The 2,505-nt window shown below is 63.1% G+C and carries 2 protein-coding genes; both read left to right on the forward strand.

Going from position 1 to position 2,505, the window contains the following annotated elements:
* Positions 1-158: 158 nt before the first annotated feature.
* A complete protein-coding gene (istA, locus tag CXY73_RS00180) occupies positions 159-1,712 on the forward strand; it encodes an IS21 family transposase (protein ID WP_104176402.1) in 1,554 nt (517 codons plus the stop codon).
* Entirely contained in the window at positions 1,709-2,458 is a 750-nt protein-coding gene (locus tag CXY73_RS00185) for an ATP-binding protein (RefSeq protein ID WP_104176403.1), read from the forward strand. The genes istA and CXY73_RS00185 overlap by 4 nt, the downstream gene beginning before the upstream one ends.
* Positions 2,459-2,505 lie beyond the last annotated feature (47 nt).

Below are 2,505 nucleotides of genomic sequence, written 5' to 3' on the forward strand. Positions count from 1 at the left end.
TGAATATTGGCTTCCGAGGGAGCCAGGGGTGGTGCGGGTGGCAGCCAGTGCTCGGAATCATGAATCGTGTCGTTCAGAGCCATAGTTGGCGTGGTTGAGAGCCAGCTGCAAGGCTCCTTCCACCACGTGAGGGCCACGTGGTGGAAGGAGTACCGATAATGGTACGGAAGATCAAGGCGAAGCTTGTCTTGCAGTTACGAAACCAAGGCTTGTCTGGCAGGGCGATCGCGTCGGGGCAGGGCATCGCTCGCAATAGCGTCCAGGTGGTGCTCGAGGCGGCGGACCGACTCGGCGTCGGTTGGGCTGACGTCGAGGAGATGCCGGAGGGCGAGGTGTATGCGGCGTTGTTTCCGGGTCGCGGAGTGCACGAGTCCGTGTTCGCGCAGCCGGACTGGGGTCGGGTGCACACCGAACTGGCCCGGGTCGGAGTGACGTTGAAGTTGCTGCACCAGGAATACGTCGACGCATCCGGTCCGAAGCAAGCGGTGATGAGTTATGACCGGTTCTGCCGGCTTTATGGCGACTACTCCGCCGTCTCGGGCGCGACATCGCGCGTTGGTCACAAGGCCGGCCGCAGCATCGAGGTCGACTGGTCCGGGCCGACGATGCAGCTGCTAGATCCGACGACGGGTGAGATCTCGAAGGTGTATTTGTTCGTCGCGTGCCTGCCGTTCAGCCGGTATGCGTTCGTGGAAGCCACGTTGGATATGCGGCAGGAGTCCTGGCTGCGCGCCCACACGGCGATGTTCGCTTTCTTCGGCGGCAGCGTGCCGCGCCTGGTGCCCGACAATTTGAAGACCGGGGTGATCTCCCACCCGCGCGAGGGCGAGGTTGTTCTCAATGATGCCTACCGGGAGATGGCAGCGCACTATTCGGCCGCAGTACTGCCGGGCCGCGTTCGGGCACCCAAGGACAAAGCGAGCGTCGAGAACACCGTTTCTCATGTCGCGATCTGGGTCATCGCTGGGTTGCGGCAGGAGCAGTTCACGTCGCTGCCGCAGTTGCGGGTCCGGATCGGTGAGCAGATCGATGCTTACAACCGGCAGCCGTTCCAGAAACGGGACGGGTCCAGGCTGAGCGTCTTCACGATCGAGGAGAAGCCGCTGATGCAACCGCTGCCAGCGGCCCCGTTCGAGATCAGTACGTGGTCCTACAAACGCAAGGTGAATAAGAACGCACACGTGGTCTGGGCGAGGAACTTCTACTCCGTTCCCTTCAGCCATATCGGCGGCTACGTTGACCTTCGCGTCACGGACACGATGCTGGAGGTCTATCGGAATGACGAGCGTGTGACCAGTCACCTGCTGCTGCCGATAAGCACCACGAACCAGTATCAGACCAACGATGCGGACCTGCCCGAAGGGCGCAGCTTCCAAGCCTGGGACCGGGCCCGGATCGAGGAATGGGCGGCGCGGATGGGACCATCGGCCGTGACGGTGATCGGGAAGATCTTCGAAGCCGCCTCCATCGAGGAAGCCGGCTACGACCCCGCCCTGGCGGTGCTGCGACTGTCGCGCCGGTTCTCCCCGACCCGGGTCGAGGCCGCCTGCGCGCTGGCGTTGCAGGGGCCGATCCGCTCTCCGCGGTATGCGCACCTGCGGCCGATCCTGGATACCGGGCAAGATAAAACCGGCCACGTCCCCGACAAACCGGAAGCCGACGATGGCGGATACGTGAGAGGCAGCGCCTACTACGCCGGAGGAGTCCGATGAGCCGGCTCGATACCGAGACCAAACGCAAGCTGCGGGAGATGAACGCCGGCGAACTGCTGGAGGCGATCGACACCCAAGACGAAACCCTCAGCATCAGCTTGTCGTTTGAAGAGCGGGTCCGGCTGGTCGTCGATGACGCCTACTCCACCTTCACGCACTCCAAGGTCTCCGGACTGATCCGACGGGCGGGGCTGCGCTATCCCAATGCGGATCTGCGCAGCATCGACCTGCTCGACGAGCGAGGCCTGAATCGGCAACTGCTAACCCAGCTCGGCACATGCTCGTTCGTGGCCCGGCAGCAGAACGTCGTCTTTCAGGGGTTCACCGGGTCGGGGAAGTCGTATCTGGGCTGCGCGATCGCTAAACGCGCCTGCGAACATCGCATCCGCGCCTACTACGTCCGGATGCCCGACCTCGAGGAGGCCTGGGTCGCTGCCCAAGACACTCCTGGCGGTGCCGGGAAGTTCCTGCGCAAATACGCCTCGTTCACTCTGCTCGTCATTGATGAGTGGCTGCTCGATCGCCCGACCGAATCGATGCGAACAATGCTGCTGGAACTGATGGAACGCCGTTACGGGGAGAGCTCAACGGTGTTCTGCACCCAGTATCAGCAGAAGGACTGGCACCAGCGCCTCGGCTCAGGTGTTCACGCCGACGCGATCATGGACCGCATCATCCACAACACCATCTGGGTTGAGACCGGCACCTACAACATGAGGGAGCGAACAGCCCTCACCAGCGCCTAACAACCCGCGAAGAGAGCCAGTGGCCCCCAGCCGCACCACCGCTGGCT

Source organism: Cryobacterium sp. Y50 (genome assembly GCF_002929805.1).
Classification (GTDB): Bacteria; Actinomycetota; Actinomycetes; order Actinomycetales; family Microbacteriaceae; genus Cryobacterium.

Bases quoted from the DNA above. Each gene is read 5' to 3' on its own strand.
- istA (WP_104176402.1), top strand. From the start codon at position 159: ATGGTACGGAAGATCAAGGCGAAGCTTGTCTTGCAGTTACGAAACCAA.
- CXY73_RS00185 (WP_104176403.1), top strand. From the start codon at position 1,709: ATGAGCCGGCTCGATACCGAGACCAAACGCAAGCTGCGGGAGATGAAC.